The 23,584-nt window shown below is 59.4% G+C and carries 20 protein-coding genes and 1 riboswitch; of the genes, 12 read left to right on the top strand and 8 right to left on the bottom strand.

The features are described 5' to 3' along the window. Positions 1–146 precede the first annotated feature (146 nt). Together G5193_RS13895 and G5193_RS13890 are read left to right on the top strand one after the other, a co-directional pair. Entirely contained in the window at positions 147–1,685 is a 1,539-nt protein-coding gene (locus G5193_RS13895) for a sensor domain-containing diguanylate cyclase (protein ID WP_421206211.1), read from the top strand. A gap of 46 nt (positions 1,686–1,731) precedes the next feature. Beyond that, positions 1,732–2,607, top strand: coding sequence for a patatin-like phospholipase family protein (locus G5193_RS13890; protein ID WP_100654262.1), 876 nt, complete (start codon positions 1,732–1,734; stop codon positions 2,605–2,607). 71 nt (positions 2,608–2,678) lie between these two features. On the opposite strand, the gene G5193_RS13885 is transcribed toward G5193_RS13890, so the two are convergent. Continuing rightward, the gene (locus G5193_RS13885; RefSeq protein ID WP_005338365.1) at positions 2,679–4,019 is read right to left on the bottom strand and encodes an APC family permease; all 1,341 of its coding nucleotides are present in this window, start codon (positions 4,017–4,019) and stop codon (positions 2,679–2,681) included. A gap of 198 nt (positions 4,020–4,217) precedes the next feature. Next, on the bottom strand, positions 4,218–4,484 hold the full coding sequence (locus tag G5193_RS13880; RefSeq protein WP_005338367.1) for a helix-turn-helix domain-containing protein: 267 nt from the start codon (positions 4,482–4,484) through the stop codon (positions 4,218–4,220). Positions 4,485–4,742: 258 nt separating this feature from the next. On the opposite strand from G5193_RS13880, the gene G5193_RS13875 reads away from it, so the two are divergent. The 4 genes from G5193_RS13875 (at position 4,743) to G5193_RS13860 (ending at position 9,243) form a co-directional block, all read left to right on the top strand. Further along, complete coding sequence (locus G5193_RS13875; RefSeq protein WP_421206210.1) at positions 4,743–5,339, top strand: hypothetical protein; 597 nt, start codon at positions 4,743–4,745, stop codon at positions 5,337–5,339. Between the two features lie 308 nt (positions 5,340–5,647). Continuing rightward, the gene (gene ompA / locus G5193_RS13870) at positions 5,648–6,667 is read left to right on the top strand and encodes a porin OmpA (protein ID WP_421206209.1); all 1,020 of its coding nucleotides are present in this window, start codon (positions 5,648–5,650) and stop codon (positions 6,665–6,667) included. A 310-nt stretch (positions 6,668–6,977) separates the two neighbouring features. Then, positions 6,978–7,976, top strand: coding sequence for a porin OmpA (gene ompA, locus G5193_RS13865; RefSeq protein ID WP_421206208.1), 999 nt, complete (start codon positions 6,978–6,980; stop codon positions 7,974–7,976). Between the two features lie 229 nt (positions 7,977–8,205). After that, positions 8,206–9,243 carry an OmpA family protein gene (locus G5193_RS13860; RefSeq protein ID WP_421206207.1) on the top strand — a complete coding sequence of 346 codons (1,038 nt, stop codon included), beginning with the start codon at positions 8,206–8,208 and terminating at the stop codon, positions 9,241–9,243. A gap of 92 nt (positions 9,244–9,335) precedes the next feature. On the opposite strand, the gene G5193_RS13855 is transcribed toward G5193_RS13860, so the two are convergent. After that, positions 9,336–11,030: an NAD-dependent malic enzyme gene (locus G5193_RS13855; protein WP_216951826.1), complete on the bottom strand. Its 1,695-nt coding sequence runs from the start codon at positions 11,028–11,030 to the stop codon at positions 9,336–9,338. Between the two features lie 69 nt (positions 11,031–11,099). Beyond that, positions 11,100–11,957: a helix-turn-helix transcriptional regulator gene (locus G5193_RS13850; protein ID WP_270904672.1), complete on the bottom strand. Its 858-nt coding sequence runs from the start codon at positions 11,955–11,957 to the stop codon at positions 11,100–11,102. A gap of 120 nt (positions 11,958–12,077) precedes the next feature. On the opposite strand from G5193_RS13850, the gene G5193_RS13845 reads away from it, so the two are divergent. Both G5193_RS13845 and G5193_RS13840 read left to right on the top strand, forming a co-directional pair. Beyond that, positions 12,078–13,457: an MATE family efflux transporter gene (locus G5193_RS13845; RefSeq protein ID WP_005343930.1), complete on the top strand. Its 1,380-nt coding sequence runs from the start codon at positions 12,078–12,080 to the stop codon at positions 13,455–13,457. A gap of 123 nt (positions 13,458–13,580) precedes the next feature. Further along, complete coding sequence (locus G5193_RS13840) at positions 13,581–13,829, top strand: YciN family protein (RefSeq protein WP_005338382.1); 249 nt, start codon at positions 13,581–13,583, stop codon at positions 13,827–13,829. A gap of 33 nt (positions 13,830–13,862) precedes the next feature. Here G5193_RS13840 and G5193_RS13835 read toward each other — a convergent pair whose 3' ends face one another. Next, positions 13,863–14,984 (bottom strand): GGDEF domain-containing protein, encoded by a 1,122-nt coding sequence (locus G5193_RS13835; RefSeq protein ID WP_421206206.1) that lies wholly within the window; start codon positions 14,982–14,984, stop codon positions 13,863–13,865. Positions 14,985–15,231: 247 nt separating this feature from the next. On the opposite strand from G5193_RS13835, the gene G5193_RS13830 reads away from it, so the two are divergent. Together G5193_RS13830 and G5193_RS13825 are read left to right on the top strand one after the other, a co-directional pair. Next, the gene (locus G5193_RS13830) at positions 15,232–16,629 is read left to right on the top strand and encodes a nucleobase:cation symporter-2 family protein (RefSeq protein ID WP_040066712.1); all 1,398 of its coding nucleotides are present in this window, start codon (positions 15,232–15,234) and stop codon (positions 16,627–16,629) included. A 99-nt stretch (positions 16,630–16,728) separates the two neighbouring features. Continuing rightward, positions 16,729–17,445, top strand: a complete 717-nt coding sequence (locus tag G5193_RS13825) for a lipoyl protein ligase domain-containing protein (protein WP_421206205.1) — start codon at positions 16,729–16,731, stop codon at positions 17,443–17,445. Between the two features lie 115 nt (positions 17,446–17,560). Here the strand turns inward: G5193_RS13825 and G5193_RS13820 are convergent, their stop codons facing one another. Beyond that, complete coding sequence (locus tag G5193_RS13820; protein ID WP_005338391.1) at positions 17,561–18,937, bottom strand: alanine/glycine:cation symporter family protein; 1,377 nt, start codon at positions 18,935–18,937, stop codon at positions 17,561–17,563. A 107-nt stretch (positions 18,938–19,044) separates the two neighbouring features. Next, positions 19,045–19,160, bottom strand: a riboswitch (glycine riboswitch). 507 nt (positions 19,161–19,667) lie between these two features. On the opposite strand from G5193_RS13820, the gene G5193_RS13815 reads away from it, so the two are divergent. Beyond that, entirely contained in the window at positions 19,668–20,834 is a 1,167-nt protein-coding gene (locus G5193_RS13815) for a type III PLP-dependent enzyme (protein ID WP_058059164.1), read from the top strand. Positions 20,835–20,902: 68 nt separating this feature from the next. Here G5193_RS13815 and G5193_RS13810 read toward each other — a convergent pair whose 3' ends face one another. Together G5193_RS13810 and G5193_RS13805 are read right to left on the bottom strand one after the other, a co-directional pair. Next, entirely contained in the window at positions 20,903–21,871 is a 969-nt protein-coding gene (locus G5193_RS13810; RefSeq protein ID WP_216951830.1) for a calcium/sodium antiporter, read from the bottom strand. Positions 21,872–21,996: 125 nt separating this feature from the next. Continuing rightward, positions 21,997–22,470 (bottom strand): peroxiredoxin, encoded by a 474-nt coding sequence (locus G5193_RS13805; protein WP_100646526.1) that lies wholly within the window; start codon positions 22,468–22,470, stop codon positions 21,997–21,999. 126 nt (positions 22,471–22,596) lie between these two features. On the opposite strand from G5193_RS13805, the gene G5193_RS13800 reads away from it, so the two are divergent. Beyond that, a complete protein-coding gene (locus tag G5193_RS13800; protein WP_421206204.1) occupies positions 22,597–23,523 on the top strand; it encodes a phenylacetate--CoA ligase family protein in 927 nt (308 codons plus the stop codon). The last annotated feature ends 61 nt before the right edge of the window (positions 23,524–23,584 follow it).

The raw sequence follows: 23,584 nt of genomic DNA, 5'->3' as shown, positions 1-23,584 counted from the left end.
CCCCAGACTATGCCGTGACTATGTATAAATGTGACAAAACGTAACAGGTGCATGGTGAACTCACCCGGTTTCAGGTAGTTCAGTTTGTTTTCACACCACATCGCATACACTAACGACAATTTCCTTCGCAACCCGACTGACTGCCTATGCCCAACATGTCTGGCCACCGTTTTCTCACACGCCTGACCTGGCTCCTGTTCGCCGTGGTCATCCTGCTGATTGGTTTGACTTTGTGGCAAAGCCTGAAACAGATTGAACGCCTCTATCAAAGCGATACCCTCAACAGTGCCATCTACCTGCGGGATCGGTTCAAACGGACCGAAGTATTTCTGGAGGCGATGCGCGGGCAGGCTGAGGAGCGACTGCGCAGCGACCCCCAGTCGGTGCTCACCCGCCAGCTCTATCGCCATATCGAGGCGCTGCCAGAGGGGCTGGCTCTCGACAAGCTCCCCGGTGATTTGCCTGCCGGACTGGCAGGCAACCTCACCGGTGATGGCCCGCTGCCGCCCCCCGGCAGCGAGCGTGAGGCACGCATTCATCTGGCCCTGAGCCTCTCCCCCTTGCTTGCCACCGCCAGCCAGCGCCTTGGCAACGAGATCGCCTGGGTCTACTTCACCGGTGTGGACAACTTTATCTATCTCTACCCTTGGCAACCCTCCAGCCGGTTTCGCTTTTATCCCACCATCTACCAGAAGAGCTTCTGGCAAGATGCGCTGCACAGCACCAATCCGGACAAGAAGACCGTTCTCTCGCGCCCCTATGAGGACTTTATCGGGCGCGGCCCCATGGTCACCATGTCCCAGCCCCTCTACAAAGAGGGAACTCTGGTGGGAATGATCAACATGGATGTGCTGCTCGCCCGCCTGCAGCAGCAGCTCGATCAGATGACCCCGGCGCTGGGGGAATATCTGCTGCTCAATCAGTACCACCAGGTGCTGGCCAGCAGCGCACACCAGCCCGTGGCGCCGCAAAACACCGAACCGACCGGCGAATATCAATGGCGGCAAGGCACATTGCAGCTGACCATGGCGATACCTGATACCCCGTTGCGGCTGGTGCACAGCGTGACCCTGCTACCGCTGGTGTGGGCCATGCTCTGCCAGTCCGCGCCGACCCTGCTCGCCATCCTCTTTATGCTGCTGGCCGTCCTCTCCAACCTGAGATCCCATCGCCTCAACGAGCGGCTCAACTACCTCTCCTGCCACGATGCCCTTACCGGCGCTTTCAACCGCCACTATGTGGTGCTACTGGAGCAGGCGGGAGAGCTGGCCCGGCTGCAAGCGGGGATCCTGATGTTCGATGCAGACCACTTCAAACGAGTCAATGACAACTTTGGCCATGCCGTGGGGGATATGGTGCTAATCCGGCTGGTGCAGATCTGCCAGCAGCAGCTTGGGCCCACAGACCGCCTGATCCGCTGGGGGGGCGAGGAGTTTCTGCTGCTGATTGGCCGCAGTGATGCAACACAGCTCGGCGAGCTGGCGGAGCGACTGAGAAAGGCGGTGGCAGATCACGACTGGGCCGCCATCGAACCCGAGCTAGAGGTCACCATCAGCCTCGGCTATCTCCCCCACCAGGAGAACCTTCCCCTGCACGAAGCGGTACGCCGCGCCGATGTGGCGCTCTATCAGGCCAAGGCCAACGGTCGCAACCGCAGCGAAAGATGGCAGGATGACGCCTCCTGACTCTCGGAGTAAGCTGAGCCCTCAACCCCTTTTTTGGAGGACTGTCGTGCCACGTAAACCCCGCGTTGGGCTCGCTCTCGGGAGCGGCGCCGCCAGAGGATGGGCCCATATCGGCGTCATCCGCGCCCTTGAACGTCTCGGCATCAAACCGGATTTGATCGCTGGCTGCTCCATCGGCAGCTTTGTCGGTGCCGCCTATGCCGCCGGAGAACTGGATCGGCTGGAAACCTGGGTGCGCGGCTTTACCCGCCTGCAGGTGGTCAGCCTGCTCGACCCGGCCCTCTCCGGCGGTCTGTTTCGCGGCGAAAAGGTGTTTGGTCTTGCCGCCAGCCATCTGGGGGATCCCGATCTCGAGAGCCTGCCCATCCCCTTCGCCTGCATCGCCACCGAGCTCGATACCGGCCGCGAGATCTGGCTGCAACAGGGCCCGCTGCGCCAGTCGGTGCGCGCCTCCTGTGGTATGCCGGGGATCCTAACCCCGACCCGGATCAACGACCGCTGGCTGGTCGATGGCGCCGTGGTCAATCCGGTGCCCATCTCGCTGGCCCGCGCCATGGGGGCCGAGGTGGTGATTGCGGTCAACCTCAACACCGATATGCACCAACCCTGGACCGACGAGCCGGATCAACCCGGCAGCGGCGGTCTGCTCAGCCAGTGGCTCAATCGCGGTGAATCCGCGCCAGCCACCCCCGGTCTGTGGAGCGTGATGAGTGGCTCCATCAACATCATGCAGGAGCGGATCACCCGCGCCCGGATGGCCGGTGACCCGCCGGAGATCCAGCTCTGCCCGCGCCTTGGCAGCTTCTCCATCATGGATTTTCATCGCGCCAGCGATGCTATCAACGAGGGGGAAGCCTGTGTCGAGCGCAATCTCGATCAGCTCAAGGATGAACTGGGCCGCCTCGGGTTGCTGGGCAGTTAGTTGTCGACATGCAGCGGTTTACACATGGAAAAAGCGCCATTCGGCGCTTTTTTTTCAACTCACTTACCCGGTTACTCCTTACGGTAGAAGAGCAACCCGAGCAGAATCACCCCCACAGAGACCAGCAGATAGAGTCCCAGACTGGGATTGGTGATACCGCCATACAGAATGATGAGCGCGCCCAGGGTGGCGCAGGTCGGGATCACAAACCGCTTTATCCAGCCCAACTCGGTAAAGGTGCGCATGTACCAGACATAGAGGAACAGATAGAGGCCATAAATCAGCACGATCGGCATCTCGTCCAGGGCGATGTAACGACCGAATGTCTCGTTGATGCTGCAGTACCACAGCACTGAGTAGATCACCGACAACAGCGCTGCCGCGAGGGCCGAGTTGATTGGCATGTGGTGATGCGGTTCGATACGGCTCATCCACTTGGGGGCTGGCCCCTGATTGCGGATCGCCAGCGAGTAGGGAATACGCATGGTCGCCAATACCAAACCATTGAGGGTGCCGAGGCAGGAGATAATCACGAACACGGTCAAAATGGTCGAGGCAGTCCCGCCAAACAGGCTGGTTGTCGCGAGATTAACCGCGTTATCCCCTTGCGCCACTATCTCGTCCGTCGGCAAGACGCTGGCGATCCCCAGAAAATAGGTGACATAGACCACAAAGACTATCAGGGTGCCAATCACCAGTGCTCTGGGCAGATTCTTCTTGGAATCGCGAATTTCGCTGTTGATGGTCACGGCGGCGATCCACCCCTCATAAGCGAAGGCGGTGGCAACCACGGCCGTGGCCAGCGTGCCTCCGGTGCTTCCTATCCCATCCATTGCCTGCACAAAGTTGGTCACGGTGACACCATTGAGCAAGCCTGAAATGGTGCCCACAATGGCAACCAGGATCAGCGGGATCAACTTGATCAGGGTAGAGCCCACTTGCAGCTTGCCCGCCAGGACCGGGGTGTAGAAGTTGATCAGATAGGTGACCGTCATATAGACAGCCGCTAGTATCCAGGTCGCACCAGAGTTGGTCGGATTATCACTACCAAGCAAGATCATGGTGTACAGAGCGGCGACCCAGGCAAGGATGGCGGAAAGAGGGGCGTAATAGAGTACGCCTTTGAACCACCCCACCAGATAACCAAACATTTTGCCGTATGCCGCTTCGGCATAATCGACGATACCGTTGGACTTTTCGATCCGCTGGGCAAACTCGGCAAACACCAGCGCGCCGAAGATCATCGAAAATGCCCCCAGCGCCCATGCCAGCAGCGCAATGGCCAGATTACCGCCAGTCAGACGCAGTACATCATCGGCCTTGAAGAAGACACCGGAGCCGATCACCACGCCGACCACCATCGCAATGGCAGTCATCAGGCCATAGCGTTTATCCAACTCATTACTGCTCATACCCATACTCCATACGATTGCTCATATCATCCTGAATGTAATAGTGTTCAGGTGGCCAGATACCACCAGGGGCCCACTTTTCGGGGCCGCTTATTCTCGTTGGCCTGCATGGATAATTCAAAGCGTGTTAGATCAAAATATCGATCGGCGACCCAAAAAAATACCGCCCGAAGGCGGCATTTCTATTCACATCGATGATCACGCCTTGGCGAGGTCATCCGGGCCAATCTGGCCGATTTCGGCGACTTTCTTGTCTGCCAGCAGCCAGAGGGTGAACTTGTGCAGATCCGGGTGGTGCGCCAGGGCAACCAGGAAGGCGCCCCCAACTTCACGGTAACCCAGCTCGTAGTTTTTCAGGGTTGTGGGGGGAACACCGAGCAAATCAGCAAACTTCGGACGGCTCAAACCGACCGCTTCACGGATCTGACGGATCTTCTTGCCAACAGTGACGATATTTGAATTCATAATGTTCCATACTCCGTTTGACGGATTAAATCCGTCTTTATTTTTCGCGACGACTCGTAGTCAAGTGTATCAGTTTTGTACGGACTCGTTATGGTCGAGCCTCTATCTTTATGAGCGCCTTTCGGCGACAACCCTTATCTTCAACGGGGGATGGTAATCGCTCAGCTGTCTCAGGTAAACAGTCTCGAAAAGAAACCTTTATTGTTGCCACCAGAATAACTCGTATAATCCGCCAGCTACCCATTAAGAGGAATAAGTATGGCGTTTCCCGGCATTATCTCTCGCCTGCACCCGGTTTCTGACCCGGCCCAATTGCAACAACAGCTCAGTCAAGGTGCACAATATCGTGCCGAAGCATTCTGGCTTCCGGCCTTGATGTCCAGCCAGGCCAGCGAGCTGTTGGCCGCCCTGCCGGAGAGCTGCAGCCTGTTTCTTGAACAGGAATCGCATAACCTACCCTTGCGCAGCCACGATGGTGCCCTGCATAACAATGAAGAGCTCACCACGGTAAATGGCCAGTCTATTGCGCTGGCAAGCGCCCCGGGTGATGGTGGTCTGGTAGCTGAATCGGGCATGTGCGAGATGGCCGACTGGCTGGAGGCGGGACACCGCCATTTCATCTGTTCAGCCGCGGTTCAGCCTGTGGCACGAGCCATCCTCAACATCTGGCCCCTGGATCCCTATCTGGCCCGCCACTACCTGATGGCGTTTACTCCCCTGCTGAAAAGTGCAACGGAAGCAGACTACCTCGAGGTGTTCACTGCCAGAGCAAACCCTGCCAACCCGCACTCCGACTGGGTTCAGGCCTATATGAAACTGGAAAAAAAACTGCACAGGGCCTATCTGGATCACTAATTAATCTGGATAAACAGCCATTTAAGGTCACGACACAATTTGCCACAAGGCTCATTTGTGAGCTTGATCATGTTTTAAAATCGGCATAGAGTGCGCCTCGTCATCGGAATGACATCAGTTGCCTGGCAGTGGTTTCTCACGCATTGCGTGCCATGCCAGCGCACTCGACACACCAGGAGAGTGTGCAACCCGGTTGTACCGGGTCATCTGCCAGACTCGACGCCAGCCGTACGGCGGAGCCTGCAGCTTACATAAATTACAAAGTGTGAAGCACGTGAATAACGTGCGATCTCAACGAGGATTTTTTTATGATGAAAATGGCTCCTTCCATGATCGCCATCGCCATGGCTGCTCTGGGTGCTACCGCTGCTCACGCCGCTGACGACATCTACTTCGGTGCCGGTGTCGGTGCTACTCACTTCAACGGCCTGAACAAGCTGGAAAGCACCAATGTAGGCCAGGAAGACGCGGCTGCCGCCAACGCCTTCATGGGTTACAACTTCACCGAAAACTTCGGTACCGAACTGGGCTACCAGTACACCGGTCGTGGCAACACCGACGGCAACCGTTACGAGAGCCAGGGTGCCACCCTGTCCGGTATCGCCCGTATGCCGGTTGGCAACGACTTCTCCCTGTTCGCTGAAGGCGGCGCCTACTGGGGTCACACCGACGGCCTGGGCACCAGCGACACTAAAGTTTCCCCGCTGGCTGGCGCCGGTGTGACCTACAAGGTAAATGACGCGCTGGATCTGCAAGCTCGTTACCGCTACATGTGGGACGTGGCTGACCTGCACGCCAACGGTGAGCGTTACAAGGCCAACCAGAGCATCGCTACTCTGGAAGCGGTATACCACCCGTTCCGCACTTCCTACGTAGCTCCGGTAGCTGCCCCGGTTGTTGAAGAAGCACCGGCTCCTGCTCCGCAAGTTGTAGAGAAGAACTTTGCACTGAACTCAGACGTGCTGTTTGCCTTTGGCAAAGAGACTCTGAAGCCGGAAGGCGTTGCAGCCCTGAATGCGCTGTACCAGCAGATCGTTGAGTTCCAGCCGAAAGATGGCAACGCTGTTGTTGTTGGTTACACCGACCGTATCGGTTCCGACGCGTACAACCAGAAGCTGTCTGAAGCCCGTGCCCGTACCGTTGCCAACTTCCTGGTGAGCAAAGGTATGGCTGCCAGCAAGGTTGCCATCGAAGGTCGTGGCGAAGCCAACCCGGTTACCGGCACCAAGTGCAACGGTATCACCGCTAAAGCTCAACTGATCTCCTGCCTGGCTCCGGATCGTCGCGTAGAAGTTCGCGTATCTGGCGTACAAGAAGTTCAGCAATAATCTGACCTCGTTCAGATAATGCAAAAGAAAGGGATGCTGCGGCATCCCTTTTTGTTTGCCTCATTCTCGCTTGCATCATCCCTCACTCCCGCCTCCCTACCCTTGCCTGCCCCGCCCCGAAAGCATAAAGTAGTTGCGCCTGTAAGGTATTGGATAAGCACTAAAAAGCGCTTCTTGTCCGGTCTGTTGTCCATGACGCCAATGCATCATGAGAGTCCAAAGCCTTCGCTATCCACTTTGCTGGCGATTTTTCGCAGCAATAAAAACAAGTGCATTGCCCGACATGGGCTAACACAACGAGGATAAACCGATGAAACTCAAAATGACTCCTACCCTGATTGCACTGGCGCTGGCCGCCGCAGGCACCACAGCTCAGGCTGCCGATGACTGGTACACCGGTGTTGGTGCAGGCTGGGCATATGCCCACGGTCTGGATGATTTTGGCAAAGACACTGACAAAGACGCCACTGCGCTGAGCCTGTTCGGCGGTTACAACTTCAACGACTACTACGCAGCTGAACTGGGCTACCTCTACGCCGGTAAAGCGGGCGTTGACGGTGCCGATTTCAAAACCCAGGGTGCAACCCTCTCCGGTATCGCCCGCCTGCCACTGGGTGACATCTTCTCGGTGTTTGCCGAAGGTGGTGCCTACTTCAACCACGTCAACGGCAATGGCAACAGCGACAACGGCACTGCGCCGCTGGCCGGTCTGGGGGTGACAGCCAAGCTCTCCGACCTTATCGATGTGCAAGCCCGCTACCGCTACATGTGGAGTCTGGGTGACGAGCAGAAGACCTGGGAGAGCGACATGAGCGTCGCAACCCTGGAGCTGGTGATGCACCCGAACCGCACCACTTACGTGGCCCCCGCTCCGGCACCAGCACCCGAGCCAACCCCAGAACCTGTGGTGGTTGACAAGAACTTCGCCCTGAGCTCTGACGTGCTGTTTGCCTTTGGCAAATCCACCCTCAAGCCAGAAGGTGTCGCAGCGCTCAACACCCTGTATCAGCAGATCGTCGACGTACAGCCAAAAGATGGCAGTGCCGTGGTCGTCGGTTACACCGACCGTATCGGCACTGACGCCTACAACCAGAAACTCTCCGAAGCACGCGCCCGTACCGTAGCCGACTTCCTGGTTGGCAAGGGCCTGCCGGCTGGCAAAGTTGCCATCGAAGGCCGCGGTGAAGCCAATCCGGTCACAGGCACCCAGTGCAACAGCGTCAAGGGCAAGGCTCAGCTGATCTCCTGCCTGGCGCCGGATCGCCGCGTTGAAGTGCGCGTCACCGGTGTGCAACAAGTCACACAATAATCCTGATCACCTGGATAAGCAGGAGGCCATATGGCCTCCTTTTTATTGTCTTCCATGCCGCCCACCTCAGGCTATCTTTCCTCTTCCCGCATGGTTTCAGTGACATAGGTTCACTTATGGCCGCAATCCACACCTCTTGAGTGGTTAAATACAACCTGTCACCTATACATAAGTGTGGGGTTTGACCAACAAGCAGCCCCACTAAACCACACATCGACGAGGATACGCGATGAACATAAGATTAAAACCTGTGTGGATTGCACTGGCATTGGCGAGCACAGGCGCACAAGCGGTACCGGTCCATGACTGGTATGCCGGGATAGGCGGTGGCTGGGCGATAGCCCACGATCTGAATGATTTCAGCCAGGATGTCAGCAAGGATGCGACTGCGCTCTCCCTGTTTGGCGGCTACAACTTCACGGAGAACCTGGGCGCCGAAATTGGTTACCTCTCCACAGGTGACTGGGATATCAGCGGTCATGAGTTCAACAGCAAGGGAGCTACCCTGTCTGTGATTGGTCGTTTGCCGCTCAGCGAGATGTTCTCGGTGTTTGCCGAGGGTGGTGGCTATATCTATCACGTTGAATCGATCAATGGCGGGGACGACAACCTGGCACCGTTGGCAGGTCTGGGAGTGACGGCCCGGCTCCATGACTGGGTCGATCTCCAGGCCAGGTATCGTTATCTGGTCAGGGTCGGCGATGATCCTGACAATGACAAGGCAAACAGCGGCACCCAGCGTTGGGTCAGCGACATCAGCACAGCAACCCTGGAAGTAGTGATCCATCCCAATCGCAGCCAGCCGACAGAGCCGGCTCCCACGCCCGCACCGGTCGTGGTCCCCCCGCCACCGGCCGAACCGGAGGTGGTAGATCAGACCTTCAACCTCAGTTCCGATGTGTTGTTCGCCTTTGGCAAAGCGGACCTAAAACCGGAGGGGATGAGCGCGCTGGACGCTCTCTACCAGCAGATCGTCGATGTACAACCCAAGGATGGCAGTGCGGTTGTGATGGGATATACCGACCGTATCGGCTCGGATGCCAGCAATCAGAGGTTGTCAGAAGCTCGGGCCCAAACCGTTGCCGACTTTCTGATCAACAAAGGGCTGCCTGCCGACAAGGTAAGCATTCAGGGCAATGGCGAGAGCAATCCGGTCACCGGCAACCAGTGTGACGACATCAAGGCCAGAGCCGCCCTCATAGACTGCCTTGGGCCGGATCGCCGGGTCGAGGTGCGCGTCACCGGCGTACAGGGCGCCAGCGAGTAGTTGATCTTGAGGCGATAACCATGTCAGACGTGCAGTAAAAAGGGATGCTTTCGCATCCCTTTTGCTTTGCCGTGGCATTCCCTTCTCCCCAATCAGAAGGAGGTGCGGCGGTAGCGGCGATACTCCGGATGCCAGAAGTTAGCTTCGATGGCCTGATCGATCACCTCGTCCGGGGTCTGCACCGCCTTGCCCTGCAGCATGGCGGTCTTGGCCACCATCTTGGCGATGTAGCGGGAGACCTGATGGATATCCGCCAGATCCGGCAGCAGGGAGCCCTCCTCCCCTTTCACCAGCGGCGAGCACTCCGCCAGCGCGCGGCTGGCCGACATCAACATGGCGTCAGTCACCCGGGTGGCGCCGGAGGCGATGACGCCAAGGCCGATCCCCGGGAAGATGAAGGAGTTGTTGCACTGGGCGATGACGTAGCGCTTGCCCTTGTACTCCACCGGTGCAAACGGACTGCCGGTTGCCACCAGCGCCTGACCGTCGGTCCAGCGGATGAGGTCTGCCGGCGTCGCCTCGACCCGGGAGGTGGGGTTGGAGAGCGGGAAGATGATGGGACGGGCACAGTGCTTGTGCATGGTCTTGACCACCTCTTCGGTAAACAGCCCAGGCTGGCCGGATACCCCGATCAGGATGTCCGGGCGACCGTGCTCCATCACCTCCAGCAGGGAGATATTGTCCCCCACTGGCCAGTCTTTGATCCGCTCCACCGGCTGGGAGAGACGGCGCTGGAAGTCGAGCTGGTTGGGGATCTTGTCGGTGATAAGACCAAAGCGGTCCACCATAAAGACCCGGCTGCGGGCCTGCGCATCGGTCAGCCCTTCGGCCTTCATCTGCGCCACGATCTGCTCGGCGATACCGCAACCGGCGCTGCCTGCCCCGAGGAAGGCAACCCGCTTCTCGGAGAGCTTGGCGCCGGAGGCCTTGCAGGCGGCGATCAGGCTGCCCAAGGTCACCGCTGCAGTGCCCTGAATATCGTCGTTGAAGCAGCAGAGCTCGTTCTTGTAGCGGTTAAGCAGCGGCATGGCGTTGTTCTGGGCGAAGTCCTCGAACTGCAGCAGGATGTCGGGCCAGCGGCGTTTGACCGCCTGAATGAAGGCATCGACAAACTCGGCGTACTCATCCCCCGAGATACGCGGATTGCGCCACCCCATATAGAAGGGGTCATTCAGCAGTTGCTGGTTGTTGGTGCCGACATCCAACACCACCGGCAGGCAGTAGGCGGGCGAGATGCCACCACAGGCGGTGTAAAGCGACAGCTTGCCGATGGGAATGCCCATGCCGCCGATCCCCTGATCACCCAGACCCAGGATCCGCTCGCCATCGGTCACTACGATCACCTTGACGTTCTGCTTGGTGGCGTTTTGCAGCATGTCATCGATCCTGTCCTTGTCCGGATAGGAGATAAACAGGCCACGGGCGCGGCGATAGATGTTGGAGAACTCCTCGCACGCCTTGCCCACCGTCGGGGTGTAGATGATGGGCAGCATCTCGGTCAAGTGGTTGTGCAGCAGACGGTAGAACAGCGTCTCGTTGGTATCCTGGATGTTGCGCAGATAGATGTGCTTGTCCATGTCGTTGCCAAACGCCATGAACTGGCGATAGGCACGCTCGGCCTGCTCTTCGATGGTCTCGATATTCTGGGGCAACAGACCTTCGAGGTTGAAGTTGCTGCGCTCTTCGCTGGTGAAGGCGCTGCCCTTGTTGAGCAAAGGGGTCTCCAGCAGGGCGGGACCGGCGTAGGGAATGTAGAGAGGACGTTTCTGGTTATTATCTTCAAACATGGATCTTGGTACCTAAACGGTTAGCTAGACGCAGGGACCCGCCGATCCTAGGGGCTTGTGTCATTAATTTCAAAGAGTTTGCACATCCGTTGCAAAAGGTTTGCGACCCAGTCGACGAAAGGCGCCGGGGGTCTGACCAGTCAGACGGCGAAAGCAGTTGGCAAAGTTGGCCCCATCGCTGTAACCGACCCGGGCCGCCAGCTCGCCAAGTGGCCAGTTGGTATAGAGCAGCAGCTGGCGTGCCTTGTTCATTCTGAGCTCGGTCACCCTCGCCATCGGCCCCATACCGAACACTTGCTGACAAAGCCGGTGCAGATGGGGGACGGAGCAGGCCATCTGTCGGGCCAACAGGGCGACACTCCAGGGCTCGTCCAGGCGCGCCTCCACCCGGCGAAACAGCGCCTGCAATCTGAGTTCAGGGGTACCGCGCACCTCCCCTTGCAGGGTACGCTCCAGCAGCGCCAGCAACAGGCTAAGCAGTTGGGGTTGCAGCGAAGATCGAACCCCTTCCCCCTGCATCAGGCTGAGCAGATGGTAGAGCTGATCGCCGCCATCCCCTTGCCAGATACGGTGGCCAAGGCAGTGCAGATGCTGCCAGCGCGGCACGTCATCGAGCAAAATCCAGCTGATCTGCCAGCTTTCGCCAATCAGCTTGAGACCACCGGGCACGGCGGCGGGCAGGAAAATCAGCGATCCGGCCGGAATGGCTTGCTCCCCCTCGTCGGTGAGCAGCGCGCCCCCCCCATCGTGACTCACCATCAGAATGTGAAACTCGGGGCGATTGCGGCGAATGAGGTAGTGATCCCGCACCCGGGATAGGCCGGTCAGGAAGATCCCTGCCTCGCCGAGCAGGGGCAGCCCTTCACGTCCCAGCATCTGCTCTTCACAGGCTGGCGCTATCTCCAGACACTCGCTGGCAAATGGCATAACACCTCAACAGGATAGTTTTACACAAGAAAATCGAGAGCTACTCACAGTGAGAAGAGCCTCGCTAGTCCCTATCATACCCCTGACAAACCTTGCTTTTCTCATACCCGGTTAACAACTATGAATTATTGGCAAGCGATTTTAAAACAAACCACCGATCGCGAGTTCATGACTCGATTGTGGCGGCTGGCCCTGCCTGTCTCGCTGCAATCCATGATGTTCTCCCTGCTCGGCCTCATCGATATCATGATGGTGAGCCAGCTTGGCACCACGGCTGTGGCGGCGGTCGGCTTGGGTAACCGGGTCTTCTTCTTCAATCTGCTGGTGATAGCGGGCCTCGCGGGCGGGGTCTCGGTATTGGCAGCACAATACTTCGGGCGCGGTGAGATGGCCGGGGTGCGCCGCTCCCTGGCGCTGGCCATAGTGGGCGCCCTGCTGGTCACCCTGCCCTTTGCCTTCATCTATGTGTTATCACCGGGCAGCGTGCTGGGTTTTGCCAGTCAGGATCCGGCACTGCGCGAGCTGGCGGATCAATTCTTGATGATCACCGGCGCCACCATCCTCTGTACCGCCATCGTGGTGCCGCTGGAGTCAGCCCTGCGCTCGGTCGGCAATGCCGCCGCGCCGACCCGCATCGGCATTATCGCCATCATCGCCAACGTCATCCTCAACTACGCCCTCATCTTCGGTCACTTCGGCTTCGAGGCGATGGGGGTGGCCGGTTCGGCCTGGGGCACCACCATTTCACGGCTGCTGCAGACAGCCCTGCTGCTGCTCTACGTAAAGCGTTATGAAGCGCGCCTGATCCCGCGTGCACCAGACTGGCTGGCCGCCTTCAAACGCAAGGAGGTGGTGCGCTTTACCCTGATCGCCCTGCCGCTGCTGTTCCATGACGGCCTCTGGGCCTTCGGCATGCTGATTTACGGCTTTCTCTATGCCCATCTTGGCACCGATTCGCTGGCCATCATGACCACCCTCGGCACCCTGGAGAGCATCCTTATCTCCCTCTTCTTCGGACTGGCGGTGGCCTGCTCCACCCTGCTCGGCCACCGGCTCGGGGCCGAGGAGTACGAGATTGCCTGGCAGCACTCCCAGCTGTTCCTGCTGCTGGCACCGATTGGCGCGCTACTGGTGGGGATCATCGTCTGGCTGCTGCAAGCCAACCTGCTGCAGTGGGTCGGCAACCTGCCCCCCGAGCTGATGACGGAAGCGGGACAGGTGCTCGGCATCATGTGCCTCGGGATGCTGCTCAAGGTGTTCAACATGGTGGGGATCATCGGGGTGCTGCGCTCTGGCGGCGATGTGAACTACAGCATCTTCATCGATATTGTCGGCATGTGGTGCATCGGCATCCCGCTCGCCTGGGTGGCGGTCACTCTGCTCGGCTGGCCCCTCTCCTGGGTGGTGGCGGTGGTCTTGCTGGAGGAGCTCAGCAAAGTGTTGCTGGTGCAGCGCCGTATTCGCCAACGCTGCTGGTTGAAGAATCTGGTGATCGGATAAACAGCCACAAATCGGGGTCATATCAATGACAGAAAAACCCTGTTTGCAGTATGCTGGGCGCCTCTTCAATCAGAGGCAGGGATCCACGATTTCCCTGTCCAGTAGTCGTTTAAGGAGACGAGCATGCAACCACAGAAAGAGCTGATCACCGAGACGGCCCTGCTTGAGATGGCCAACAAGATCATCAAAGAGCATGAAGACTTCATCCACGGTATGCGCGCCGATTCGGTGGAGCAGAAGGGGGATATTCTGGTGTTCAAGGGGGAGTATTTCCTGGCCGAAGACGGCACCCCGACCGGCAAGACCATGGCAGTCTTCAACATGTTCAAGCTGCTGGCCCAGCAGCTCTCCGGCAAGTACAAGCTGGCCTGATCTCGTCAGCTCATTGCCTACAGGATGCCGCCCTCAGGCGGCATCTGTTTTTGCGCGGTTTTGCCCCTCGACCACCACGCAGTTGCGTCCCGCCATCTTGGCCTGATAGAGGCACTCGTCAGCACGGTTGATCAGAATATCGATGGTGTCATCGGAACGGGCCATGGCAATCCCGATACTCACCGTCACCTCCAGCAATTCGTCCGAGGTGGGGCTCTTCACCAGCCGCGCCTCAACGGCAATGCGCAGCCGCTCGGCCATTCTGATCGCCTGCACCGGATCGGCGTGGTTGTGCATCAGGATGGCAAACTCTTCGCCGCCATAACGCCCCAGCACCATGTCAGGCTCCAGCTGCTCCCCCAGGGTGGTCGCCACCTCCTTGAGCACCGCATCCCCCGCCAGATGGCCGTAGATATCGTTGATCCGCTTGAAGCGATCGAGATCCAGCAGCATCACTGCAAAGGGCTTCTTCTTGAGTTGCAGCCGGATTCTGGCCTGCTCCAGCTGCTTCATCAGCAGGCGGCGGTTCATCATGCCGGTCAGCTCATCGGTGGTCGATTCCCGATATAGCCGCAGCAGCATGTTGAGCTGGCCACACTGCACCCAGCAGCTGGCCATGGTAAACATGCCGAGCACCCACACCTGATTCAGGGTGGCCTGACTCCAGATGCTCTGGCCCACCAGCAGCCAGTGGCCCAGCAGCATGGTCACCAGTACCACACCAGCCAGTTGCAAGCCGAGGGAGAGGGGGATGGGGAAGATGGCAAACAGGGTGATCAGCAGATAGGGAAAGGCCGCATAACCCGCCTGCAACTCCTGTCCGGCGCCAAAGCTGTTCAGGCAGAAGAGGGAGAAGAGCATCATCACGGCCATCAGGTAGCCAAGGGCCAGCTTCATCCGTTCCCGCTTGAAGTGGATGAGGTACGAGAGCGGAATAAGTGGCGAGAGCGCCAGGGTGCAGAAGATCCTGGCCTGAAACAGCTGCTCGAAATGAACGGCGGGCAAAGTCAGCCAATCCACCACGGCCCAGGCGGGCAAACCAATCATCAGCAGGCAGGTGAGCAGGCGCAGACGCACCGTCATAAACCCCATACGAGTACGGGTAAAGTCTTCGGAGTGAGCCCTGGCACTCCAGAACTCTGACAACTTGAGCATCCATCGCCTCCACTTCAAGGTCGAGTGGCTCATTCTACACCTACAAAGTGGTAAAAATGTCATTAGCGGGGGGAATAAAACGGAGAGGTCGATCACACAAACCGACAGATGATAATCGCAGCGCGCAAACGTTTCAACCCATCAAAAAATAAACCTTTTTTTGCATAATTAGCGCTGGTCAGCCTCATTTCAATCACTACAATAGCGCCCAATTTTCTCCCCCCTCCCCACACAATTCGAGGTACTTATGGAACAGGCTGCTGTCACACGCGCCAATCGAGAGGCACATCCACCCAGGCGAGCCCATAGCGAACTGGTCTATGGCATAGAGGATGTCCCGCCTCTGCCCCAGACGCTGTTCGCCGCCCTGCAGCATATGCTCGCCATGTTTGTCGCCATCATTACCCCGCCCCTGATTATCGCCAATGCCCTCGGCCTCCCTGCCGCCGACACCCGTTATATCGTCTCCATGTCGCTGGTCATGTCCGGCATCGCCTCCTTCATTCAAACCCGCCGCTTCGGCCCCATCGGTTCCGGCCTGCTCTCGGTACAGGGCACCAGCTTCAACTTCCTCGGCCCCATCATCGCCTCCGGTCTCGCCCTCAAACAGGCCGCCATGCCCACCGAGGATCTGTTGGGCACATTGTTTGGCACCATGATGGTTGCCGCACTCACTATCGTGGTGATGAGCCGCTTCCTCCATCTGGTGAAACGGATCATCACCCCGCTGGTCACCGGCATAGTGGTGCTGCTGATCGGCCTGACCCTGATCAAGGTAGGCCTGATCAGCATGGGCGGCGGCTATGCAGCCCTCTCCGATGGCAGCTTCGCCAGTCACACCAACCTCTTCCTCTCCCTGCTGGTGCTCGGCCTTATCGTGTTGCTGCAACGCAGTCGCAACCCCTGGTTGCGCCTCTCCGCCATCATGATCGCCATGCTGGCGGGCTATGCCGTGGCCCTGCTGTTGGGCAAAGTGAGCGCCCCCACCTTCGACGGCCCGCTGGTGATGGTGCCCATTCCGCTCCACTACGGTCTCGGCTTTGACTGGCAGCTGTTCGTGCCGCTCGCCATCATCTTCGTGGTGACGGCGCTCGAGGCCATCGGCGACATGACCGCCACCTCGGATATCTCCGGCGAGCCACTGGAAGGGCCTGTCTATATGGAGCGGATTAAAGGCGGCGTGCTGGCCGATGGTGCCAACTCCATGCTGGCAGCGGTTTTCTCCACCTTCCCCATGTCCACCTTCGCCCAGAATAACGGCGTCATTCAGCTGACCGGGGTGGCCAGCCGTCACGTCGGTCTCTTTATCGCCGCCATGCTGGCCCTGCTCGGCCTGTTCCCGGCGGTCGCGAGTCTGGTGCAACAGATCCCCGAGCCCGTGCTGGGCGGAGCGACCATCGTCATGTTTGGCACCATCGCCGCCGCCGGGGTGCGCATCATTGCCCGCGAGGAGCTGGACAGACGCGCCCTGATGATCCTGGCGGTGTCGCTGGCCATGGGGCTGGGAGTCGCGCAGGTGCCGGAAGTGCTGCAACACCTGCCGGAGCTGGCCAAGAGCGTGCTCTCCTACGGCGTCGCCACCGGTGGCATTACCGCTATCGTGCTCAACCTGCTGCTGCCCAAGCGCGAAGCGCGTCACTCCTGAGACACAGCCTACCGATAGCAAACAGCCCCGCACTGCGGGGCTTTACCTTGCCAGTCGCCACGGGTAGTGTGCTGGGCAGCCTTTTTTGAGGATGCCGCCATGCCCTATCGCCTGCTCTCCCCCCTCCCCGATACCGCTTCACCCGCACAGATACTGGCGCAAGAGCAGTGCTGGTTGCGCGACTGTGCCCATGACGGTCAGCCCCGCGCTCACCTCTGGCAGGCGCCCCAATGCCTGATTGTCACTCGCAAAGATACCCGCCTCCCCCATTACGAAGCCGCCTGCCAGCAACTTGCAGCTGAAGGCTGGCCAGTGCATGTGCGCGACAGCGGCGGCACCGCCGTGCCCCACGGGGCGGGGATCCTCAACCTATCCCTGCTGCTGCCCCGCACCACCACAGATCTCGCCCACTACTACCGGCTGCTGGGGGCGCCGCTGCTGACCCTGTTGGCGGAGTACGGCCTTGAGGGAAGCTATGACTTCGTGCCCGGCTCCTTTTGCGATGGTCAGTACAATCTGGTGAGCGGGGGACGCAAGATCACCGGTACCGCCCAGCGCTGGCTGGCGCCGGGACAGGATCACCAGGGTGCCGTGCTGGCGCAAGCCATGCTGCTGGTGGCGGGTGATGTGGATGAGGGAACCAGGATGGCGAGCCGCTTCTACGAATTGGCGGGCGGCGAGCTGCGTTTTATGGCGGGAACCTCCACCACGCTGGCAAGCTGCATCGATTGGCGCGGTAGCGATCAGGCACTGGTAGAGAAAGTGCGAGCACGTCTGGATAGCCTGCTGAGCGAGGGGCTATCCCCCCCATCCTGACCTTATTCCGAAGGGAGAGGGAAAATCACCGTCCATAGACACTGCGCACAAAAAAAGCCACGACCGGAGTCGTGGCTTGTTCTTTTCAATGGGAACGCGAAACGGGCTGAGGCGTTCAGGCCGTCTGCGGCTCCGGCTCGGCTTCGCTATCCAGATCCCGGCTAAAGTAGGCGCGGGTCTCGGCGATCACCACATGGCGCAGGCCAATCAGGCCGATGAGGTTGGGCACCGCCATCAGGCCGTTAACGATATCGGCCAGCAGCCAAATCATGTCCAGATGGAGGAAAGCACCGCTCGCCACCAGCGCCAGATAGACCAGACGATAGGGCTTGATCGCCTTCACCCCGAACAGGTACTCGGTGCAGCGCTCGCCGTAGTAGTTCCAGCCAAGGATGGTGGTAAAGGCGAAGAACAGCAGCCCAATGCTCACCAGATACTGGCCGACATGAGCATCGAGCCCCTGGGCAAAGGCCAGACTGGTCATGGCCGCGCCGCTTGCATCGCCGCTCCACACGCCGGTCACCACCAGGGTCAGGCCGGTCATGGTGCAGATGATGATGGTGTCGATGAAGGTACCTGTCATGGAGACCAGCCCCTGCTCCACGCACGAATCGGTCTTGGCCGCCGCCGCCGCGATGGGCGCAGAGCCCAGTCCCGATTCGTTGGAAAAGACCCCGCGCGCCACCCCGGACTGAATGGCCAGCATTATGCTGGCACCGACGAAGCCGCCGGTCGCCGCATGGCCGGTGAAGGCACTCTCGATAACCAGCATGACGGCATCGGGCAAGGCGCTGGCGTTGTTCACCAGCACACCCAGACAGGCGACGATGTAGAAGATGGCCATGAAGGGCACCACCTTGCTCGACACGCTGGAGATGGATTTGATCCCTCCCAGGGTCACCAGCGCCACGATCAGGGTCAGCACCACGGCGGTCGCTTCACGGGGCACCGAGAAGGAGAGGCTCATGGCATCGGAGATGGCATTGACCTGCGGGAAGGTACCGATGCCGAAGAAGGCCACGCCGATACCGAACAGGGCAAACAGCTTGGCGAGCGGTTTGGAACCGAGCCCCTTCTCCAGATAGTACATGGGGCCGCCAGCCATCTGGCCGTTGGCATCCTGCTCGCGGTATTTGACCGCCAGCAGGCACTCGGCATACTTGGTAGCCATGCCGAACAGTGCCGCCATCCACATCCAGAACAGGGCACCGGGGCCGCCGAGCTTGATGGCGGTAGCCACCCCGACGATGTTACCGGTGCCAATGGTGGCAGAGAGGGCGGTACAGAGGGCGCCGAAGCTGGAGACATCCCCCTGCTTGCCCTGCCCCTGATCGCGGCCAAAGACCAGCCGCAGAGCGAGCGGCAAGCGCACGACCTGAAGCAGACCCAGACGCAGGGTGAGATAGATACCGGTCCCGACCAGCAGGATCAGCAGGGGCGGCCCCCAGATAAAACTATCGATGGCGGTTAACGCCGATTGAATTGATGACATGCATCCTCCTTAAGAAACATAAATTAAGGAGGAGAAGGATGATCTTCCCATAGGTGTCGCGATCGGCCAGAGGCGATCGGATGCGGGCCAAGCCCAGGTACAACCATCCCATCCCCTCTGTCCTTTTGCCTGAGAGTTTCCGGCGCCAGCCTGCCCTTGCGGGTAGTCATGGTGCCTTGCTCCTTCGGCGCCCGATTTAACGGGTCTCTCCAGAGTATCGTCCAGTAGCAGTCCACACCGGTTGCCCGGTACCTGAAAGATTCACTTCTTCGGTGGATGGTTGCCCATCGCTCTCCTGCTACCTTCATCCGAACTAGTTTGGATTAGGAAGTCGGCATGTTAATCCAAAAAATGTGAGCTGTCTCGCACTTGGCCGCCCCCATTTATATTTTTTTAGTGACCACCAGAATCGCAGCAAGAATGTTAAATGTTAGTTAACTATCAACAAGTTAGGCTTTCACGGATCAAATGTGGCCCAAACGGGAAAAATGGCGGATAGAGAACAGTGATCCCTCTCGTTTCGCCAAGAAAATCTTGCCGACATATCCAATCAAAATGCTTGCACACAGAATCAATAAGCCGATAATCCGCTGCATAACCAAGCACTTTGTTATCAATTTATGCACTGTGTTCGGTTGGTCCCACCGGACCGCTCGCCTGACCCGGCCGTCGCCGGTTCAATCGCATATGGCTTGGGCATATCACGCCCCCTAAGGATGACCAAAAGAGAATGAACGAGACCCTGGTTGCAAAAGATGTGGTCGCACAAGATTACCGTCAGCTGGTTGAACAATTCGGCTCCCCCCTGCTGCTGCTCGACAAGGCAGCCGTCCGCAAACAGTATCGGGCCCTGGCCGCCGCCCTGCCCGATGTACGATTGCACTATGCACTCAAACCCCTGCCCCATGAGGCGGTGGTCTCTGTCTTGAAGGAAGAGGGGGCCTGTTTCGATCTGGCCACCAATGGCGAAGTGGATCTGGTGCGCAGTCAGGGGGTTCGCCCGGGACGTTGCATTCATACCCATCCCATCAAGCGCGACAGCGATATCCGTTATGCGCTGGAGTTCGGCTGCACTGTGTTTGTCTACGACAACCCGCTGGAGCTGGAGAAGTTCATTCCCTACAAGGACGAAGTGAAACTGCTGCTGCGGGTCAGCTTCCCGAACCCCGAGACCAAGGTCGATCTCTCCAAGAAGTTCGGCTGCACTCCGGAGCAGGCGCTGCCGCTGCTGCAACTGGCCCACGCCAAGGGGATCAAGGTGATGGGGCTGTCGTTCCACGTCGGCTCGCAAGTGCCTCATGCCCGTCGCCATGTGCAGGCCATCGACGCCTGCCGCGAGATCATGGAGCAAGCCTGGGCGCTCGGGCTCAAGCCCTGGGTGCTGGATATCGGCGGCGGTTTCCCGGTCGATTATGAGGGGGGCGAGTTCGATATCGACGGCTTCTGCGCCCCGATCCGCGAAGCGCTGGCCAAGCTGCCCGCTACCGTGCAGAAGATTGCCGAACCGGGCCGCTTTATCAGTGCGCCGGCCATGACTTCGGTATCCAGCGTGATGGGCAAGGCCCACCGTGGCGACAAGATCTGGTACTACCTGGATGATGGCCTCTACGGCAGCTACAACGGCCAGCTCTATGACCACGTCACCTATCCGGTGAGCACGCCTTATGCCAGTGGCGAGCTGCATAACTCGGTACTCTCAGGCCCCACCTGCGACAGCGTGGACGTGATCCGCGATGGCATCATGCTGCCCGATCTGGCTATCGGCGAACTGGTGGTTGGCAAGGTGATGGGCGCCTATACATGGGCCTCCGCCTCCACCTTCAACTTCTTCCCCAAGGCGAGCATCCTCATTCTGGACAGCAGTCAGAAGGGGCAGAAACTGGTGGCCGTCGCTTAAGACCGACACCCGAATGCAAAGAGGGGAAGCCAGGCTTCCCCTCTTTCGTTTTATCTTGCCAGATCTGGCTAGACGAACTGACTGGTCAGCAGCCAGCCGGTGTAGGCGACGAAGCAGGTGAGCAGCACGCCCCCCTCCAACCGGTTGATACGGCCCTGCCCCTTGCGGCCCAGACACATCACCAGCAGCAGCAGGGTCAACCCCATCATGATGCTCCAGTCGCGGGAGAGCACTTCCGGCGCCACATCCAACGGATGAATACCCGCCGCGATCCCCACCACCGCCAGGGTGTTGAACAGGTTGGAGCCCAGCACGTTGCCAAGGGCCAGATCATGCTCGTTCTTGCGAATGGCGATGAGAGACGAAGCCAGCTCCGGCAGGGAGGTTCCTATCGCGACTATGGTGAGACCAATCACCAAATCGCTGATACCAAGCGCCTGAGCGATGGTCACCGCCCCCCAGACCAACAGGCGGGAAGCGCCGATCAGCAGCACCAGCCCGACCACCAACCAGAAAACGGCGCTCTTGAGGGACATCCCCTCGCTCTCGATATCCTCGGCGGTCTCGGTATCCAGCGCATCTCCCTTGCCATTCATGCCAGCCCAGATGGACCAGCCCATCAGGGCAACGAAGACGGCCCCCAGAATGACCGCATCCATCCGGCCCAGATGACCATCAATCAGCAGGGCACCTGAGAGCAGGGTAATACCGAGCAGGATGGGGATCTCCTTGCGCACTACCTGAGAGGCCACCGCGATAGGGCTGATCAGTGCCGTCAGACCCAGGATCAGCGCGATATTGGTGATGTTGGAGCCATAGGCATTACCAAGCGCCAACCCGGGATTGCCCTGGGACGCCGCCAGCGCCGAGACCACCATCTCCGGGGCCGAGGTACCAAAACCGATGATCACCATGCCGATCAGCAGCGGCGGCATCCCCGCATAACGGGCGGTCGCCGCAGCACCATCCACAAACTTGTCAGCACTCCAGACCAGCAGCGCCAGTCCGGCAATCAGGGCAACAACAGCCAGGGTCATAACATCTCCATCCCATCGCCAGTAAGCAACAGAGTCAGGACAAGCTCCTGACCCGATTCAAAAGTGGCGCCAGTGTAACGAGCCAGCCTCCCATTTCAAGGGGAAATCAAACTGCGATTAACATTTCACAGCACAGCCAGCAGACTCGCGGCATCGGAGACCTCAAACTTGCCAGGCGCCTCCACAAACAGCTGCTCGACCACGCCATCGTTGGCGATCAACGCAAAGCGCTGGGCGCGGATACCTCCAAAGGCGCCGGTATCCTTGGCCAGACCCAGCGCCCGGGTCCAGCTGCCGTCGCCATCCGCCAGCATGGTGATCGCCTCGGCATTCTGGGCCGTCTGCCAGGCCCGCATCACGAAAGCATCGTTGACCGACAGACAGCAGATGGCATCCACCCCTTTGGCCATAAACTGATCGGCCAGCACCACATAACCGGGCAGGTGGGCATTGGAGCAGGTGGGAGTAAAAGCACCGGGTACCGCAAACAGCACTACTTTTTTACCGGCGAACAGCGTCTGGCTATCCCGCAGCTGCTTGCCCTCGGCGGTGATAAAGGTAAATTCGCCCGAAGGCAGAGTCTGACCCATCGCAATCATTGTGCTCGTCCTTAAGTGGAGGGAGGAGGCCCCAGTCTACCCCACTGCCGAGCTGTGACACAGACCTCCCTTTGCTTGGATCATTTGAACTAACCTTGAGCAGGATCAGCCGACCAAGGAGGCCTCATGCAGCACTATTACGATGGACTGGAAATTCGCCCCCCCGCCTTGCGCGAACAACAGCAGCTGGAGCAGCTCAATCATCAGCTTACCCATGTCAGTCAATATTGCGCCGGTTACTCCAGCGTCTATCGCCAGTGCCGCCTCGAGGATCTGGCAGAGCTGGCCACCCTGCCACTGCTCGACAGCAAAGAGCTGTTTGCCGCCCAGCAGGCTCACCCTCCGTTCGCCGGACTCACCGGCCGCCCCGCCAGTCAGGCGTTGCGGGTCTTCTCCTGTCCGGGCCAGCTGGCCATCCCCGAGTATGCGGGAGCAGACTGGTGGGGGGCCGCTCGAGCACTGTTTGCCGCCGGCTTCAAGCCAGGTGAGGTAATACTCAATGGCCACGACTATCATGCCGGCCCCACCGCCTTTATTTTCGATAACGGCGCCCGCCAGCTGGGCGCCCCCGTGGTGCCCTGCGGGCCCCACGATACCCAGCGCCAGCTGGAGGCGCTGCTGCGCTATCAACCCACCGGCTACGTCGGTCCGCTGGTGACCCTGCTCGATCTGCTGGAAGCGGCCGAAGCGGCCGACATCCCGACCGACTCGCTGCGCCGCGCACTGCTGTGTGAAGCCACTCACCCGGAAACCACGCCGCTGCGCGCCATTCACGGCATTGCGGCCCTCAACTGTCTGGTGTGGCAGGATGTGGGGGTAGTGGCTTACGAGAGCCGACCAGGAGAGGGATTTATTGTGAGCGAGAGTTGCATCATCGAGATCATCGATCCCGCCAGCGGCGAGCCGGTGAGCGGCGACGAGACCGGCCAGCTGGTGGTGACCCGACTCGATCTGGAGTATCCGCTGCTGCGGCTAGCCACCGACTGGCAAGGGCACTGGCTCGCCAAGCCGAGCGCTTGCGGGCGCACCAACCGACGCCTCAAGCTGGCGTAGCAGACCAACTAAATGCACAAAGGCAGACGGGCAGCCATCAGGCTGCCCGTCTTGTCTCTGA

Origin of the sequence: Aeromonas sp. 601027 (assembly GCF_049174455.1) — a bacterium.
Classification (GTDB): domain Bacteria; phylum Pseudomonadota; class Gammaproteobacteria; order Enterobacterales; family Aeromonadaceae; genus Aeromonas; species Aeromonas veronii_A.
This window is presented reverse-complemented; position numbering and strand designations above follow the sequence as displayed.

Coding starts and splice junctions, on each gene's coding strand:
- G5193_RS13895 (WP_421206211.1), top strand. CDS start 147: ATGCCCAACATGTCTGGCCACCGTTTTCTCACACGCCTGACCTGGCTC.
- G5193_RS13885 (WP_005338365.1), bottom strand. CDS start 4,019: ATGAGCAGTAATGAGTTGGATAAACGCTATGGCCTGATGACTGCCATT.
- G5193_RS13880 (WP_005338367.1), bottom strand. CDS start 4,484: ATGAATTCAAATATCGTCACTGTTGGCAAGAAGATCCGTCAGATCCGT.
- G5193_RS13875 (WP_421206210.1), top strand. CDS start 4,743: ATGGCGTTTCCCGGCATTATCTCTCGCCTGCACCCGGTTTCTGACCCG.
- ompA (WP_421206209.1), top strand. CDS start 5,648: ATGATGAAAATGGCTCCTTCCATGATCGCCATCGCCATGGCTGCTCTG.
- ompA (WP_421206208.1), top strand. CDS start 6,978: ATGAAACTCAAAATGACTCCTACCCTGATTGCACTGGCGCTGGCCGCC.
- G5193_RS13860 (WP_421206207.1), top strand. CDS start 8,206: ATGAACATAAGATTAAAACCTGTGTGGATTGCACTGGCATTGGCGAGC.
- G5193_RS13855 (WP_216951826.1), bottom strand. CDS start 11,030: ATGTTTGAAGATAATAACCAGAAACGTCCTCTCTACATTCCCTACGCC.
- G5193_RS13850 (WP_270904672.1), bottom strand. CDS start 11,957: ATGCCATTTGCCAGCGAGTGTCTGGAGATAGCGCCAGCCTGTGAAGAG.
- G5193_RS13845 (WP_005343930.1), top strand. CDS start 12,078: ATGAATTATTGGCAAGCGATTTTAAAACAAACCACCGATCGCGAGTTC.
- G5193_RS13840 (WP_005338382.1), top strand. CDS start 13,581: ATGCAACCACAGAAAGAGCTGATCACCGAGACGGCCCTGCTTGAGATG.
- G5193_RS13835 (WP_421206206.1), bottom strand. CDS start 14,984: ATGCTCAAGTTGTCAGAGTTCTGGAGTGCCAGGGCTCACTCCGAAGAC.
- G5193_RS13830 (WP_040066712.1), top strand. CDS start 15,232: ATGGAACAGGCTGCTGTCACACGCGCCAATCGAGAGGCACATCCACCC.
- G5193_RS13825 (WP_421206205.1), top strand. CDS start 16,729: ATGCCCTATCGCCTGCTCTCCCCCCTCCCCGATACCGCTTCACCCGCA.
- G5193_RS13820 (WP_005338391.1), bottom strand. CDS start 18,937: ATGTCATCAATTCAATCGGCGTTAACCGCCATCGATAGTTTTATCTGG.
- G5193_RS13815 (WP_058059164.1), top strand. CDS start 19,668: ATGAACGAGACCCTGGTTGCAAAAGATGTGGTCGCACAAGATTACCGT.
- G5193_RS13810 (WP_216951830.1), bottom strand. CDS start 21,871: ATGACCCTGGCTGTTGTTGCCCTGATTGCCGGACTGGCGCTGCTGGTC.
- G5193_RS13805 (WP_100646526.1), bottom strand. CDS start 22,470: ATGATTGCGATGGGTCAGACTCTGCCTTCGGGCGAATTTACCTTTATC.
- G5193_RS13800 (WP_421206204.1), top strand. CDS start 22,597: ATGCAGCACTATTACGATGGACTGGAAATTCGCCCCCCCGCCTTGCGC.